Consider the following 13,992-nt stretch of genomic DNA (forward strand, 5'->3'; position numbering starts at 1 on the left):
CGTTACGCCCTTTTTTTCTTCTCTGGCAACATAGAATGAAGCTTTACAGCAATTTTATCAGCGGTCATTCCAATTTCATTTAATAGTTCATTGACACTTCCATGCTCAATGAATTTGTCTGGTATTCCAACACGGTCAATGATCGAATGGTGGAACCCTTGATCATGCGCAAATTCCAATATGGCACTTCCGAAACCACCTTGTAAAACAGCCTCTTCAATCGTTAATATTGGCATTCCCGTCTTAAATATTTCATAAAGCATCTTTTCATCTAGTGGTTTAATAAATCTAGCATTGACAACTTGAACGGATACACCCTGTTTTTCCAACATGAGAGCTGCTTCCATTGCCATCGGGATCGTTGTTCCGAATGTAAGGATTGTAGCGTCCTTGCCTTTTTTAAGAATTTCCCATGTCCCAATTGGAATTTCTTTCAATTTGCTATCCATTGGAACACCATAGCCGTTACCCCGAGGGAATCTCATCGAAATAGGACCCTCATCATATTTCAAAGCTGTATAGACGAGATGTTGTCCTTCATTTTCATCCTTAGGCATCATTATCACCATATTAGGCAAATGTCTTAAAAAGGAAACATCAAAGACACCTTGATGGGTTTCTCCATCTGCACCAACAAGGCCCGCTCGATCAACGCCAATAAAAACATTTAAATTTTGCCGGCATATATCGTGTAAAACTTGATCATATGCGCGCTGTAAAAATGTCGAATATATTGCAAGAAATGGTTTCATTTTTTGTGTTGCGAGCCCAGCCGCCATCGTTGCTGCATGCTGCTCGGCTATACCGACATCAAAAAAACGATCTGGAAATTCTTCTGCAAATTTCTCTAGTTTTGATCCGACAGGCATTGCCGGTGTAATAGCGACAATCCTCTTATCTTCTCGAGCTAGCTTTCGAACCGTCTCACTGACAAGCGAACTCCAAGAAGGGGCCGAATTAACAGATTTGATGACATCTCCCGTTTCAATTTTATATTGTCCGATACCATGCCATGTGCCAATTCGATCGTCCTCTGCTGGACTGTACCCTTTTCCTTTTTTCGTAATGATATGAAGAAGGACAGGACCTTTCGTTTTCTTAGCATACTGAAAATTTTCAAATAAATCATTGAAATCATGTCCATCAATTGGGCCGAAGTAAGTAAATCCCATTTCCTCAAAAAATACCCCTGAAGTAAGTAGGTACTTTAAGCTGTCTTTTACTTTTTCAGCAGTCGCAGCCAGCTTTCCTCCAACTGCAGGTATTTTCTTCAATAAATACTCCAGTTCGTCTTTAGCCCATTTATATTTACCGGCTGTTCTTAATTTAGATAGTACGTTATGAAGAGCACCTACGTTTGGTGCAATAGACATTTCATTATCATTCAAAATAACCGTAATATTTTTTTGGCTATCTCCAATATGATTTAGAGCTTCCAGCGCCATTCCACCAGTAAGAGCTCCATCTCCAATGACTGGGATGACAAAATTGGATTCTCCTTTTATATCGCGAGAAATTGCCATTCCCATTGCTGCGGAGAGCGAAGTCGAACTATGACCTGTTTCCCACACATCATGAATGCTCTCGGACATTTTCGGAAAACCGCAAAGTCCTTTATATTGTCTGAGGCTATCAAATTGCCCTGCTCTTCCTGTCAATATTTTATGGACATACGATTGATGGCCAACATCCCATAATATTTTATCTTTTGGACTGTTAAAGCATTTATGGAGTGCAAGGGTTAGTTCCACCACACCCAAATTCGGTCCAATATGTCCACCAGTTTTAGATAAATTTTCAATGAGAAACTTCCTAATATCAGAGCTTAATACCTCAAGTTCTGTAATATTCATTGTTTTAAGAAATGAAGGGTCTTTAATTGATAAAAGATCCAAAAGGACCACTCACTTTCGTTTTTTGGAATTATTCTTTGTTTTTTTTCTTTTATTGTCCTTAATGATGGTGATGTGAAATTTTTCCTCTAGAAAATGTAAACATTTACCTACTTGAAATATTATATCTCTTGAATATTTAATCGCAAATGATTTACCGAATGCTTTCCCACCTACTGTAACAGCTGCGATTAAACTCGTCAAACCAACGTTAATCCCATATTCAAAAGTAGAATTTTTTGAAAGTTCCATATTAGTTAATATTTGAATAATCACGAGTGCTGTTGCTGTTCCACTAATGATTCCTGATATATCTCCAATTACATCATTACAGAAATTAGAGAATCGGTCTGCATTTCTTACGATTCGTATAGAATGTTTCGCTCCATAAACCTTTCTAGCGGCCATTGAGTGAAAAGGTGTTTCATCAGCAGCGGTCGAAGCTATCCCTATCATATCAAAAATGATTCCTATAAGGACAATGAAAAGAACAACAAGAAGTCCAAAAGTCCATGACACACCATGCAAGACCATAGTAGAAACTATTGAAAAAATAGCCGCTAGCACAAATGTGATAACGGCTATTGTAAAACTCCATCTAATTGATTTATTTACAAGTTCTTTCATAAACGAAATTGTCACCATTTTCCTGGAATTAAGGTTGGATGGTCATAATAAGAGTAAAAATTACGGCTTAGGTCCAGTAGGTTTTCCCAGACAAGTACCAGATGTCGCCATCATGGAGGTTTCCCTTTAAACTCATCTTGGCAGTGTCACCAGCTGCCAGACTGGATTGCCACTTAGTCCGCACTATAATCCTCATATTATGTCCAAAGGAACAGTCTAGGAGATTTCCTCAGCAACCTTTAACCTGATTCCTAGCCTCTTTTGCAAAACTGATTTCATATGGACGAAAGAATTTCAGGACGATGGCCAACCATTCTGAATTCCTATAACCATAATCCCCTCAAGCTTCACTCAAGGCAGGCTACGCTGCTTGTGATGCCCTCATCACGTCGCAGGTCTATACTTCGCGTTTCATGCGTATGCATTTAAGCCAGCTAAAACAACGAAGCCTCCGCGGTAAAGGGTCAACGCCCACATGCCTTTGTGGATCGCCCTTACACCTTTACTCCCAGCTCCGACCCAAGCCTGGGCGACTCAAGCCAGAACAAGGAACTTCATCGATGTGCCCTTTGGTGAATTTTTAGGCTCACCTTCAGAACCGGTAGGTCGACTAGAATACTGCACCATCCAATAATCTTTAAAAATTATATCATATTTTCAATTTATCATCAATTTGATAAGGCTGGAATGCTTTTATCGATCTCTTCCAGCCACAACATCAGTAAGGTATTCAAGCAAATCTGTTTTTAAATTTGTTTTAGATAGCGTTTCTTTTGCACCTTGAATATGAAATGCCAAATGATCTCTAGCCCCTTCTAACGATAATAATGATGGGTATGTACTTTTCTTTTTATCACGGTCGCTCCCAATTGGTTTTCCAATGATTTTTTCATCACCGATAACGTCAAGAATATCGTCACTAATTTGAAAAGCGAGTCCTAGATGTTGAGAATATTTTTCAAAAAGATCGAGTTCCTCTTCGGTTGCTCCTGCAATTTTTGCCCCAGCCATCACACTATATGTAAGTAAGCGTCCTGTTTTATGCTGGTGGATATATTCTAATTCCCTTAAATGCAATTCTTGGTTTTCAGCTTGAATATCTGCAACCTGTCCTCCAACCATTCCTTCAGGACCAGCACAAATTGATAACATTTTCATTAGCCAAATTTTCAGCTGATCATCTATATGCTCATCTTCAGAAATAAGTTGAAAGCTATAAGTTAACAGTCCATCTCCAGCTAAAATAGCTAGAGCCTCACCAAAAATTTTATGGTTGGTCGGTTTCCCACGCCTTAAATCATCATCGTCCATACTTGGAAGGTCATCATGGATTAAAGAATACGTATGAACCATTTCCAATGCGCATGCTGCCCGCAAACCTATTTCGGGATTCTTGCCAAAAGCATCGATAGCGGCAAAAAGCAAAATGGGACGAATTCTTTTACCTCCAGCTGTTAATGAATAAAGCATCGCACCTTTCAACGCTTGAGGAGCATTTAGTTTATGAATAGAAGCAGCTAACTCCCTTTCCAGCAAATCTTTATACTTCGCTATAAATGTTTCGTGTTGGACTACCAAGCTTAATCCTCCTCTTGAAGAAGAAATTCTTCCTCCCCATCTTCGGTCAAAATTTTTGTAAGCTGCTGTTCAGCATTTTTCAGTTTATCATGGCAAAGCTTGGAATATTCGATTCCTTTTTTATATATTTCCAATGCTTCCTCTAAAGGAATATCTCCCTCTTCAAGACGCATGACAATTTTCTCCAATTGGCTCATTGCTTCTTCAAATGTTAATTTCTCATCCATCACTCTCACCCTTTTCTATATGATCAATAGTACAAAATAACTCTCCATCTGTAACCTTTAACGTTATCTGATCACCTATATTTGTTTTATCAGTTTTATTGATAATATTTCCATTTTCTGTGTAGGCAACACTATAGCCTCTTTGTAATATATTTAATGGACTCAAAGCTTCCAACGTAGCAACTTTTGTTGAAAACGCACTAGACTTCTGATGTAATATGATTTTTGCTTGTTGTGTAAGTTGCTGCTTGATGTGAATAAACTTCTCTTTATGCATTTGTAGTTTCATTGCAGGATGATGGGTGGCCAAAACTTTATGTAGTTTTTGAAATTGGTCCATCTTTTGAAAAAGAATTTTTTCTTGGCCTCTTTGTAATCTATCTGTCATTCTGTCAACCGATTCCCATTTTTGCTCATATAATTTTCGAGGATTTCGTAATATATATGAATTTTCTAGTAAGTTTAGTTTTCCTCTTTTGTCCTTTGTAATCTCTGACATCCCTCTGTAAAGTCGATTCTTTCGATTTAGGAGCCGTTCCATTAAATCTTCAATATGAGGTACAGCAAGCTCTGCGGCTCCAGTTGGCGTTGCAGCTCTTACATCAGCCACAAAATCAGCAATTGTAAAATCCGTTTCATGGCCGACTGCCGAAATAACCGGAATTTGAGAATTGAAAATCGCTCTTGCTACTATTTCTTCGTTAAAAGCCCATAATTCTTCTATCGAGCCTCCGCCTCTTCCAACAATGAGGACATCAGCAATGGAAAGATCATTAGCTTTTTTGATTGCTTCGGCAATCGATGTGGATGCCTGTTTGCCTTGTACGAGAACTGGAAGGATAATAAGTTTTCCGATTGGATACCGTCGCTTAATGGTCGTAATGATGTCTCTTATCGCCGCTCCAGTTGGAGATGTGATAACACCAATCTTTTTTGGATACACCGGAATCCGTTTCTTTTTATCAGGATGAAATAATCCTTCTTGCTCTAGTCTGTTTTTCAGTTGTTCATAGGCAAGAAATAGTTCCCCAATCCCATCAGGAAGCATTTCTTGAACGTATATTTGGTATTGACCACTTGATTCATATACGGAAATACTGCCTCGGATTAATACATTTAACCCATTTTCAGGGATGAATTTCATAGATTGGGAGTAAGAAGAAAACATGACGGCCATAATTCTTGCTGATTCATCTTTTAAAGTAAAATATAGATGGCCGCTCGAATGCCTTTTAAAATTTGATATTTCACCTTTTACAAATACATTTGATAAATGAGGATCAACATCAAATTTTCGTTTTATATATTTTGTTAAAGCTTTTACAGATAAATATTGGCGTTCCGTCATTAATAACACACCTCGTTTTGAAAAAGCATAAGCACCTGCTCATCGATGTAAACCACTTACAACATGTGAGACAGTCTTTGACTGGTGATTAAGAAAAAACCCATTAAAATTGTTTGTCAATAGGCGCAGGAGCTAGAAATTACAATATGTATTTTAGTATTAAGAAAAGCTGCACCCCATTTTTTTAGGATGACAGCTTCTCTAGTATGCTGGTCTTTATTTTACTATAATTCCATCTTATTTGCGATTGGCAATTACTTTTTGAGCCGATTTTACAGTGTTGTACAATAGCATTGTAATCGTCATGGGGCCAACTCCGCCTGGAACAGGAGTTATATAACCTGCTTTATCAAAAACATCATCGTAATCAACGTCACCGCATAATTTACCATTTTCGTCTCGATTCATTCCGACATCAATGACAATTGCGCCTTCTTTTACATAATCTGACGTGATCATTTTAGCCCGTCCAACAGCTGCTACTAATATATCCGCTTTCTTCGTATAAGAAGGAAGATCTTCTGTTTTTGAATGGCAATACGTAACGGTAGCATTTTCGTTTAAAAGCAATTGACCAGCTGGCTTTCCGACGATATTGCTTCGTCCTACGATGACTGCATGCTTACCTGCAATTGGCAGTTTCATATATTTCAACATTTCTAAAACACCGAAAGGAGTGCATGGCAAGAATGTATCCTGCCCTGTCATCATTTTTCCAATATTAATTGGGTGAAAACCATCCACATCTTTATTAGGAGAAATGGTTTCGATCACTTTAGTCTCTGAAATATGAGCTGGAAGAGGAAGCTGAACTAATATTCCATGAATATCATCCCGATTATTTAATGTCTCAATCTCATTCAACAACACTTGCTCTTCTACATTTTCAGGAAGTTCAATTAACTCTGAATGCATCCCAATCGCTTTACAGCTTTTCTGTTTAGAGGTAACGTATGTTCTTGAAGCTTGGTTATTTCCAACTAAAATAACAGCTAATCCCGGTTTAATTCCTTCTACAGTTAGCTTAGCAACTTCTTGTTCAAGTCCTGCTCTAATATGATTCGATATTTCTTTCCCATTAATAATTGTGGCTGGCATCGTAATTCCCCCTGTCTATTCTCCCTTAACCCTTGATAATATTCCATTAATAAATTTACCTGATTTGTCATCGCCAAATTTTTTAGCAATCTCTACTGCTTCGTTAATTGCGACGTTTTCAGGTACGTCTTCATTAAATTTCATTTCATAAATAGCAAGCCTTAAAATATTCAGATCAACCTTAGATAACCGATCCATAGACCAATTTTCCAAATGCTTGTTAATCTCCTGATCAATTTCAGGAAGATGGTTCACAGTACCTTCTACCAAACCTTGCAAAAACATATCTATTTTTTGATCTTCTAACACAAATTCAATTGCCTCGGAAGTATCAGTCCCACTCATATCAATTTGGTATAAGGCTTGCAAAGCTTTTTCGCGAGCAATTCTTCTTTTCATGTAATGTATACTCCTTTTAAGAACAAAAGCGCAAGCGCCTGTTCATCGACGTACAGACTTAAGGGCCTTTGACTGAGATAAAGGAAACACAGCGAGGAACGAGCTGATGTTGACTTATCGTAGGGAGAAGGACAAGAAGTTTGCTAGTCGATAGGCGCTGGAGCTGGACGATAACTTCCTCCCTAGAAAGCTGTCCATAATGTTCCAAATTATTATTACTTAAATAATGATTGAAAAAGCCAAAGGATCACCCTCTGGCTTTTATTCTTGCTTACGAAACTATAAATTAGGAACTTTTGTAGCACTTGTTAGAATATAGTTCTCGTCTATCAACAGCGCCTATAGAAAAGCTTAATATTGATGATGCAGGCGCTATCCATTTTTAATTATTGTTCTTCATACTCTTGGATTTCCTGCTTTTGGGTTTCAAAAGCTACACCTACAATATGGACATTCACTTCTTCTGCTTCTAGTGCCGTCATATTATATAACGTTTGTCGGATATTGTCTTGAACCTTTTGGGCGACTGTAGGAATGGAGACACCGAAATTCATTAAGCAATACACATCTACTTTTATTCCTTCATCCGTAAGTTCTACTCTTATTCCTTTACCGTGGTTTTTTTTGCCGAGTCTTTCTACAACCCCTGTGGCGAAATTTCCACGCATTTGAGCAACACCCTCAACTTCCGAAGCTGCTATTCCGGCAATTACTTCAATGACTTCAGGAGCAATTTCAATTTTCCCTAAGGTTTGACCATTTTCCTGTGTCATTTCAAGCATGCTCATATTCTCTTCCATTTAAAACACCTCCGCTTATTTTTGATTCATTACATCATGTATTTCAAGAAACTTTGTATTGAAGTCTCCACCTACAAATGTTTCATTTTCAAGCAAATTCAAATGGAATGGAATGGTTGTTTTAATTCCCTCAATAACAAATTCTCCTAGTGCTCTTTTCATTCTAGAAATTGCTTCTTCACGTGTAGCCCCATATGAAATGACCTTTGCTATCATTGAATCATAATATGGCGGAATTGTATAGCCGGGATAAGCCCCTGAATCAACGCGAACTCCATACCCGCCTGGCGGCAAATACATTTCGATTTTTCCGGCAGAAGGAAGAAAGTTTTTCTCAGGGTTTTCTGCGTTAATTCTGCATTCTATCGACCAGCCGCGAAATTCAACATCTTCTTGAGTTAGAGATAATTTCTCACCTGATGCGATGCGGATCATTTCTTTTATGAGATCGACTCCTGTAACCATTTCAGTAACGGGATGTTCAACTTGAATACGAGTATTCATCTCCATGAAATAAAACTTGCGATTCCTATGGTCATAAATGAATTCAATAGTTCCAGCACCTGAATAATCAACAGCCTTGGCAGCTTTAACTGCTGCTTCCCCCATTAATTCCCGTGTTTCAGGGTCTATTGCTGGTGAAGGAGTTTCTTCAAGTAATTTTTGTAGTCTTCTTTGAATGGAACAATCACGTTCACCAAGATGAATAACATTACCAAAATTATCGCCAATCACTTGGATTTCAACATGCCTAAAATCCTCAATATACTTTTCTATGTATACCCCTGGATTGCCGAATGCAGTCAATGCCTCTTGCTGAGTAATATTAATCCCTTTAACCAGCTCTTCCTTGTCTCTGGCAACGCGAATTCCCTTCCCGCCGCCTCCTGCAGTAGCTTTAATGATGACCGGATAGCCAATTTTTTCAGAAATTTCTAAGGCTTCGTCAATATCATTAATAATTCCATTAGATCCTGGTACAATAGGTACTCCTGCCGCTTTCATTGTTTCTCGAGCAACATCTTTTGTACCCATTTTTGAAATGGCTTCAGGGCTTGGCCCGATAAAAATGATATTGCAAACTCGGCATAGTTCTGCGAAATCTGCATTTTCAGCTAAAAATCCATAGCCAGGATGGATGGCATCACAATTCGTCAACTTTGCAACGCTTATTACGTTTGCAGTATTTAAATAGCTGTCTTTAGATAATTTGGGACCAATACAATACGCTTCATCTGCTAATTGAACATGCAGTGCTTCATGATCTGCTTCAGAATAGACAGCAACTGTCTCAATGTCTAATTCTTTACAAGCCCGAATAATTCGAACAGCTATTTCTCCTCTATTTGCAATTAATATTTTTTTTATCATGGAAAACGCTCCTTATCTAGGCTTTACTGAGAATAATGGTTGTCCATACTCAACAAGTTCGCCGTCTTTTACAAGGACTTCCACAATCTCTCCGTCCAATTCCGCCTCAATTTCATTAAATAATTTCATCGCTTCTACGATACAAACAACCGTATCTGCTTTTACTTGAGATCCAACTTGCACATAAGCTGGGGTGTCAGGAGATGGCGATTGATAAAAAGTTCCAACCATTGGAGAAACAATTTGGAGATAATTTTCTTTATTCGTAGTCCCTTCTACTTTTGCCTCTACCTTCTCAGGAGCTGGGGCTGAAGCTTCAACTACAGCTTGAACTGGCGGCTGAACTGCTGCAGGCTGTTGAACAATAGGCTGTTGCTCGACAACAGGTACGGTAGCTGTTCGTTTCTTTAATTTAACTTTTGAGCCTTCATGCTCATAACTAAATTCCTCAATATCTGATTGATCAATTAGCTTTATGATTTCACGAATTTCTTGAATTTTTAACATAATGACACTCCTTGAAAAATAATGAGTAGCTCCTAACATCATAATATAATACCTTATAAAAATTCAATGTTGGAGGATAAAATATAATACTTTTTTATTTTTTCACTAGAAAAATCAGGCGGCTTGCCCATCGACGTACTGCCCGTAAGATGTGAATCGGTTAACGGTTGTTTGCGCTAGACACTCTTGGAATATATTACAGACGTATAAAAAAGTTTATGCTTTCTCTAGGCAAGAAAAAATCATGACGGATGGGCTTTTTACCATCCGTCATGATCCTATTTCGTGTCAAAGTCAACAGTCGGAATATATGCCGTTCCCATTTCATCTCTTACAAGTCGTATGATATCAACTGCATCGGCTTTTGAGTGTTCCTTTGCCTTCACTGTAACATAAACTTGATCATCTTCAATCCTAACAAGTGAATCGCTATAGCCCAACGTTTTAATATAACTCTCTATCGTTCTTTCCTTCACACCGATTGTATCAATTTCTTTCATTTTATCGTATAATTTGTTTTTCTCATCTACAGTTAGGTCCGGTGCAGCTACTTGAGATGTTAATTCAGTTTTCTCCTTACTCCTTTTATCCATTAAACCCATTCTGACAGTTTCATAGGCTTCATCACCAGTAGCTTCTGTTATAATTTTCATATCTTTGTCACTCATCTTTGCCTCAGTTTCTGTAGCATTTTCCCCATTTGTAGTCATTTCTCTTCCATCTGGTTCGGATGTAACGTAGTAGACAGACAATACGACCACAAGACTAAGCATTGTTAAAAGCCAAACCGTTTGCTTTTTTAATAGCATCAAGAATCCCCCTTAGATTTTTTAGGCATAACTGCAACTTTATGGCTTGGAACATCCAAAACCCGAGTTACCGCTTCAACGATCCATTTTTTCACCTGTATGTTTTCTGCACCACCGGCAACTACTAGAACCCCCTTAATTTCAGGCTTCCTCGTTTCCGAAACGAGAGGGATATCCTTCTCTCCTTCCTTAATAATGACGAGTTGATCTTCTTTTGATTGATCTTCTATTTGACGTTTACCACCTTTTTCATCTTCTTCATTTGTCGTCTGATTTTTAAGTATGGAATTTTTTTCGTACACTTTTTTTTCAGTAGCTTCAACATTTACTATGACTGTTACACTGTAAACCCCTACTATTTCTTCAAGGGCTTCTTTAAGTTGATTTTCATAATGCTCCTCGAAAACCTTCATGCCATCGTCTCTGTCGGAATTTTTGACACCAAATGTTTCTGAACTATTTTGATCGCCATTGTCTTCGTTAAAAACAGCTTTAGGTGGATTATCTACATTCCCTTTCCAAATTGTGCCCATTATCATAAAGAGAGCTCCTACAATTAGTAGAATTAGTAAATAATATGGTTTAGCTTTGTTTTTTTCACTAGATTGAGTGTTATGGTTTGTCAATTTTTCTTTTAGCCAATCAATCGGACCCAAGTTTTTATTCTTCATTTGCTGCTTCCTCCTTTGGAACAACATCAATCAATGATAATGGAATTTCCCATCTGGAGGATAACATTGATTTAATTGTTTCGTAGTCGGTAGTATCCACTATCTCGTCTTTTTCCTGAAAATTTATGTTCACTGGTTGAATGACTTTTATTGCCTTTTCTGAAGGTGATAGATAAACGACGACATTATCTATTTCGTTTATAGCTCCGTCATTATTTGGTGTGGCTAAAATCTGGATATTACTGATTTCCAAGCTATACTTTTCAATCAACTCCTTTTCTACCATTGTTTTCATGTGGACAGCCATTTGCTCTAATATATATGCATGCTGTGAAGCTTGTATCTCTTTTTTTTTGTTTTTCAACAAATTTTCAGTAGCTTGATCACTTGTTTCAATATTCATAGTGAAAGAAGCCAATACTTTTTCAAAATCAGTAGACATCAATTTTAGTATTGGAGTAAGGATGATAGCGATAAGAATTAGCCCCGTTGCTAGTTTTGTATATTTTTTCATACTTGAATCAGGAAGGAGCATGTCCACAACCATGGCAAGGATTAAAAAAATGATGATATTAAAAATCCATTCACTCAAATATTCCATGGTATTCACCCTTTTCTGTCCAGCTCTAGGCGCCTATCGACTGGCAAACTTCTTGTCCTGCTCCCTACGATAAGTCAACATCGATTCGTCCTATTGGACTCATCGTGTTTCCTTTATCTCAGTCGAAGGCCGAAGAAGGAACGTCGACTAAAAGCCGCCACGTCCTGTGGCGACGTCGACGGACCCACATCCTGTGGGCCTGTACGTCGGTGAGCAAGGCGCTTGTGCTTTTCTTATCTCACCATCATCGTTATATTTCCTGAAGTAATGATGATCGTCATACTAATAAAAAACATAAAGGAGACGATTGCTAAAGAGGCGAAAATATACATCACGCTTTTACTGACCGCATCGAGACATTCTATGACAGGTCCATCTCCTAGAGGCTGCATAAGTGCAGCTGAAAGCTTATATATGAAGGAAATGACTAATATTTTTAATGCGGGAAATGCGGCAATTAACAAAATAACTGCTACACCAGCAATTCCTACAGTATTTTTAAGCAGCAGAGATGCATTTAAAACAGTATCAGCAGCATCCGTAAACATTCGCCCTACTACCGGGACAAAATTTCCCGCAACAAATTTCGCTGTTCTAATCGCTATTCCATCTGCAACTGCTGAAGCTGCTCCCTGAATAGAAATTACGCCGAGTATAATAGTAATAAAGGCACCCAGAATCCCAATGCTAATTTTTTTCAATAAATTTGAGAGCTGGGAAACTTTAAATTGTGAGCTTAACGTATTGGCAATACTTAATAAAGTTGCCAAAAATAATATAGGCAATACTGCATTTTTTATTACGATACTGCTAATATTTACTAAAAATACGAGGACTGGATGGAAAAATGCTGATGTTGCAACACCCCCAGAAGACGCGATTAATGCTAAAAGTAATGGTAAAAGGGCTAGAATAAATTGACTCATTGCGTCGATAGCGTCTATTGCATAATCTGCTGCTATTCTAAAACTATTTAAGGCAATAATTATCAGAACCATAAAGATGATAGAATAAGCTACTTTACTGACAGCACCTTGTTCAAAGGCGTTGTGTAAGGATTGTAGAAACACGCTTAGAATGGTCAGGAGCAAAAGTGATCCAAGCAGTTTTATATTTAAAATTATTTCTTGCATCATGAATGAAATCATGCCATTTACCCATTCTGCAAAAGAAAAAGACTTGTCCCCTTTTACAAAATCAAGGAATGTACCTCTTTTACTCTCAGGTAAATATCCACCATAATCATGTAAAACCTTCTCCCAATGTTCTGATAACTCATCTAATCCAAGGTCCTCTAAATAACGATCTATGATCTGATCATTTGATTGGGATATTTCATCTCCTAATTCTTCTGCTGTTACTGTCGTGATTCCTAAAAACGGAAAAAGACATATGAAAAGAATCTGCAGTCCTCGACGCATGTATCCCACTCCGTTCCAAAGTATAGTCTAATGAACTGGCATGATATTTATAATGGTCTCTATTAAGGCTGTCATGATAGGTACAGCAATTGCTAGTATCAATATTTTCCCAGCTAATTCAACTTTCGCCGCCATAGACCCTAGACCCGCGTCTTTGCTGATTTGTGCTGTAAACTCTGCAATATAGGCAATACCGATAATTTTAAGAATCGTTTTAACATAAAGAGTGTTGACATTCGCACTGCTTGCAAGATTCTCAATCATTAAAATGATTTTTTGCACTTGATCGACCAGAAATAGAAAAATGCCTGTTCCAACAAATAATACAAGCAAAAAGGCAAAATTCGGCTTCTGTTCCTTGATCGCAAGGACAAGAAAAGTAGTTATGAGGGCAATCCCCGCAATTTGTAAGATTGCAATAGCGGTTTCCCCCTATCTATTGGAATAAAAAAACAGACTTGATTTTCTGAAATAATCCATCAACAATTGACACGACCATAAATAAAATATAAATAAATCCAAATAATGTAACCCATTGTGCATATTCTTTTTTCCCTACTTGGTCAAGTATAGTATGGAGAAATGCAACAACGATTCCTACACCGGCTATTTTGAAGATGACATCCACATCTATGCCCATATC

At 37.8% G+C, this 13,992-nt stretch carries 16 protein-coding genes; all 16 read right to left on the reverse strand.

Annotated elements, in window-relative coordinates:
- Positions 1-2: 2 nt before the first annotated feature.
- On the reverse strand, positions 3-1,895 hold the full coding sequence (gene dxs / locus KHA97_RS05930; RefSeq protein WP_213123779.1) for a 1-deoxy-D-xylulose-5-phosphate synthase: 1,893 nt from the start codon (positions 1,893-1,895) through the stop codon (positions 3-5).
- Between the two features lie 9 nt (positions 1,896-1,904).
- Entirely contained in the window at positions 1,905-2,519 is a 615-nt protein-coding gene (locus KHA97_RS05935) for a hypothetical protein (protein ID WP_213123780.1), read from the reverse strand.
- A gap of 693 nt (positions 2,520-3,212) precedes the next feature.
- Positions 3,213-4,097 carry a polyprenyl synthetase family protein gene (locus tag KHA97_RS05940; protein WP_213123781.1) on the reverse strand — a complete coding sequence of 295 codons (885 nt, stop codon included), beginning with the start codon at positions 4,095-4,097 and terminating at the stop codon, positions 3,213-3,215.
- Between the two features lie 2 nt (positions 4,098-4,099).
- A complete protein-coding gene (xseB, locus tag KHA97_RS05945; RefSeq protein ID WP_213123782.1) occupies positions 4,100-4,324 on the reverse strand; it encodes an exodeoxyribonuclease VII small subunit in 225 nt (74 codons plus the stop codon).
- Positions 4,317-5,672, reverse strand: a complete 1,356-nt coding sequence (xseA, locus tag KHA97_RS05950; RefSeq protein WP_213123783.1) for an exodeoxyribonuclease VII large subunit — start codon at positions 5,670-5,672, stop codon at positions 4,317-4,319. The genes xseB and xseA overlap by 8 nt, the downstream gene beginning before the upstream one ends.
- A gap of 237 nt (positions 5,673-5,909) precedes the next feature.
- Positions 5,910-6,770, reverse strand: a complete 861-nt coding sequence (folD, locus tag KHA97_RS05955) for a bifunctional methylenetetrahydrofolate dehydrogenase/methenyltetrahydrofolate cyclohydrolase FolD (RefSeq protein ID WP_213123784.1) — start codon at positions 6,768-6,770, stop codon at positions 5,910-5,912.
- 15 nt (positions 6,771-6,785) lie between these two features.
- Entirely contained in the window at positions 6,786-7,169 is a 384-nt protein-coding gene (nusB, locus tag KHA97_RS05960; RefSeq protein ID WP_213123785.1) for a transcription antitermination factor NusB, read from the reverse strand.
- A 386-nt stretch (positions 7,170-7,555) separates the two neighbouring features.
- Positions 7,556-7,969, reverse strand: coding sequence for an Asp23/Gls24 family envelope stress response protein (locus tag KHA97_RS05965; protein ID WP_213123786.1), 414 nt, complete (start codon positions 7,967-7,969; stop codon positions 7,556-7,558).
- A 15-nt stretch (positions 7,970-7,984) separates the two neighbouring features.
- Positions 7,985-9,340 (reverse strand): acetyl-CoA carboxylase biotin carboxylase subunit, encoded by a 1,356-nt coding sequence (gene accC / locus KHA97_RS05970; RefSeq protein ID WP_213123787.1) that lies wholly within the window; start codon positions 9,338-9,340, stop codon positions 7,985-7,987.
- 12 nt (positions 9,341-9,352) lie between these two features.
- Positions 9,353-9,847 carry an acetyl-CoA carboxylase biotin carboxyl carrier protein gene (accB, locus tag KHA97_RS05975; protein WP_213123788.1) on the reverse strand — a complete coding sequence of 165 codons (495 nt, stop codon included), beginning with the start codon at positions 9,845-9,847 and terminating at the stop codon, positions 9,353-9,355.
- A gap of 278 nt (positions 9,848-10,125) precedes the next feature.
- The gene (locus KHA97_RS05980) at positions 10,126-10,656 is read right to left on the reverse strand and encodes a SpoIIIAH-like family protein (RefSeq protein ID WP_213123789.1); all 531 of its coding nucleotides are present in this window, start codon (positions 10,654-10,656) and stop codon (positions 10,126-10,128) included.
- On the reverse strand, positions 10,656-11,327 hold the full coding sequence (gene spoIIIAG, locus KHA97_RS05985; RefSeq protein WP_213123790.1) for a stage III sporulation protein AG: 672 nt from the start codon (positions 11,325-11,327) through the stop codon (positions 10,656-10,658). Before spoIIIAG ends, KHA97_RS05980 begins: the two co-directional genes overlap by 1 nt.
- Positions 11,317-11,928 (reverse strand): stage III sporulation protein AF, encoded by a 612-nt coding sequence (spoIIIAF, locus tag KHA97_RS05990; protein ID WP_213123791.1) that lies wholly within the window; start codon positions 11,926-11,928, stop codon positions 11,317-11,319. The genes spoIIIAG and spoIIIAF overlap by 11 nt, the downstream gene beginning before the upstream one ends.
- A gap of 233 nt (positions 11,929-12,161) precedes the next feature.
- Entirely contained in the window at positions 12,162-13,349 is a 1,188-nt protein-coding gene (gene spoIIIAE, locus KHA97_RS05995) for a stage III sporulation protein AE (RefSeq protein WP_213123792.1), read from the reverse strand.
- Positions 13,350-13,376: 27 nt separating this feature from the next.
- The gene (gene spoIIIAD / locus KHA97_RS06000; protein ID WP_213124329.1) at positions 13,377-13,763 is read right to left on the reverse strand and encodes a stage III sporulation protein AD; all 387 of its coding nucleotides are present in this window, start codon (positions 13,761-13,763) and stop codon (positions 13,377-13,379) included.
- A 22-nt stretch (positions 13,764-13,785) separates the two neighbouring features.
- Entirely contained in the window at positions 13,786-13,989 is a 204-nt protein-coding gene (spoIIIAC, locus tag KHA97_RS06005; protein ID WP_213123793.1) for a stage III sporulation protein AC, read from the reverse strand.
- Positions 13,990-13,992 lie beyond the last annotated feature (3 nt).

Origin of the sequence: Lederbergia citri, from assembly GCF_018343625.1 — a bacterium.
In the GTDB taxonomy this organism is placed as follows: Bacteria; Bacillota; Bacilli; order Bacillales; family Bacillaceae_C; genus Lederbergia; species Lederbergia citri.

What these genes read in the sequence shown, in the direction of transcription:
- KHA97_RS05935 (WP_213123780.1), bottom strand. Translation starts at nt 2,519, where the DNA reads ATGAAAGAACTTGTAAATAAATCAATTAGATGGAGTTTTACAATAGCC.
- xseB (WP_213123782.1), bottom strand. Translation starts at nt 4,324, where the DNA reads ATGGATGAGAAATTAACATTTGAAGAAGCAATGAGCCAATTGGAGAAA.
- xseA (WP_213123783.1), bottom strand. Translation starts at nt 5,672, where the DNA reads ATGACGGAACGCCAATATTTATCTGTAAAAGCTTTAACAAAATATATA.
- folD (WP_213123784.1), bottom strand. Translation starts at nt 6,770, where the DNA reads ATGCCAGCCACAATTATTAATGGGAAAGAAATATCGAATCATATTAGA.
- nusB (WP_213123785.1), bottom strand. Translation starts at nt 7,169, where the DNA reads ATGAAAAGAAGAATTGCTCGCGAAAAAGCTTTGCAAGCCTTATACCAA.
- KHA97_RS05965 (WP_213123786.1), bottom strand. Translation starts at nt 7,969, where the DNA reads ATGGAAGAGAATATGAGCATGCTTGAAATGACACAGGAAAATGGTCAA.
- accC (WP_213123787.1), bottom strand. Translation starts at nt 9,340, where the DNA reads ATGATAAAAAAAATATTAATTGCAAATAGAGGAGAAATAGCTGTTCGA.
- accB (WP_213123788.1), bottom strand. Translation starts at nt 9,847, where the DNA reads ATGTTAAAAATTCAAGAAATTCGTGAAATCATAAAGCTAATTGATCAA.
- KHA97_RS05980 (WP_213123789.1), bottom strand. Translation starts at nt 10,656, where the DNA reads ATGCTATTAAAAAAGCAAACGGTTTGGCTTTTAACAATGCTTAGTCTT.
- spoIIIAG (WP_213123790.1), bottom strand. Translation starts at nt 11,327, where the DNA reads ATGAAGAATAAAAACTTGGGTCCGATTGATTGGCTAAAAGAAAAATTG.
- spoIIIAF (WP_213123791.1), bottom strand. Translation starts at nt 11,928, where the DNA reads ATGGAATATTTGAGTGAATGGATTTTTAATATCATCATTTTTTTAATC.
- spoIIIAE (WP_213123792.1), bottom strand. Translation starts at nt 13,349, where the DNA reads ATGCGTCGAGGACTGCAGATTCTTTTCATATGTCTTTTTCCGTTTTTA.
- spoIIIAC (WP_213123793.1), bottom strand. Translation starts at nt 13,989, where the DNA reads ATGGGCATAGATGTGGATGTCATCTTCAAAATAGCCGGTGTAGGAATC.